8 tRNA genes are annotated in these 718 nt (G+C 49.9%); all 8 read left to right on the top strand.

Annotated elements, in window-relative coordinates:
• Positions 1 to 3: 3 nt before the first annotated feature.
• Positions 4 to 76, top strand: a tRNA-Asp gene (locus HMPREF1117_RS06280).
• Positions 77 to 100: 24 nt separating this feature from the next.
• Positions 101 to 173, top strand: a tRNA-Lys gene (locus tag HMPREF1117_RS06275).
• Positions 174 to 178: 5 nt separating this feature from the next.
• Positions 179 to 260: transfer RNA gene (locus tag HMPREF1117_RS06270), tRNA-Leu, on the top strand.
• A gap of 18 nt (positions 261 to 278) precedes the next feature.
• A tRNA-Thr gene (locus HMPREF1117_RS06265) sits at positions 279 to 351 on the top strand.
• Between the two features lie 22 nt (positions 352 to 373).
• Positions 374 to 445 (top strand) — tRNA-Gly (locus HMPREF1117_RS06260).
• 8 nt (positions 446 to 453) lie between these two features.
• A tRNA-Leu gene (locus tag HMPREF1117_RS06255) sits at positions 454 to 539 on the top strand.
• An 11-nt stretch (positions 540 to 550) separates the two neighbouring features.
• A tRNA-Arg gene (locus HMPREF1117_RS06250) sits at positions 551 to 624 on the top strand.
• A gap of 14 nt (positions 625 to 638) precedes the next feature.
• Positions 639 to 712, top strand: a tRNA-Pro gene (locus tag HMPREF1117_RS06245).
• Positions 713 to 718: the final 6 nt, after the last annotated feature.

Raw genomic sequence — 718 nt, 5'->3', positions numbered from 1 at the left:
ATAGGTCCCGTAGTGTAGCGGTTATCACGTCGCCCTGTCACGGCGAAGATCGCGGGTTCGATTCCCGTCGGGACCGTTTAAGATAACGTAAGTTATTTTAGACTCGTTAGCTCAGTTGGTAGAGCAATTGACTTTTAATCAATGGGTCACTGGTTCGAGCCCAGTACGGGTCATATATGCGGGTTTGGCGGAATTGGCAGACGCACCAGATTTAGGATCTGGCGCTTAACGGCGTGGGGGTTCAAGTCCCTTAACCCGCATTAAGGAATAATAAATGAGCCGGCTTAGCTCAGTTGGTAGAGCATCTGATTTGTAATCAGAGGGTCGCGTGTTCAAGTCATGTAGCCGGCATTTTTATGTAGAAGAAAATAGTGCGAACGTAGTTCAGTGGTAGAACACCACCTTGCCAAGGTGGGGGTCGCGGGTTCGAATCCCGTCGTTCGCTTTAAAGAGGCCGGGGTGGCGGAACTGGCAGACGCACAGGACTTAAAATCCTGCGATTGGTAACGATCGTACCGGTTCGATTCCGGTCCTCGGCATAATATAATGAGCACCCTTAGCTCAACTGGATAGAGTACCTGACTACGAATCAGGCGGTTAGAGGTTCGACTCCTCTAGGGTGCATTTGAATTTTAACTCGGGAAGTAGCTCAGCTTGGTAGAGTACTTGGTTTGGGACCAAGGTGTCGCAGGTTCGAATCCTGTCTTCCCGATATATG

Source organism: Streptococcus sp. SK643 (assembly GCF_000259505.1).
GTDB lineage: Bacteria > Bacillota > Bacilli > Lactobacillales > Streptococcaceae > Streptococcus.
The sequence above is the reverse complement of the archived record's forward strand: the minus strand, read 5'-3'. Positions and strand labels throughout refer to the sequence as shown.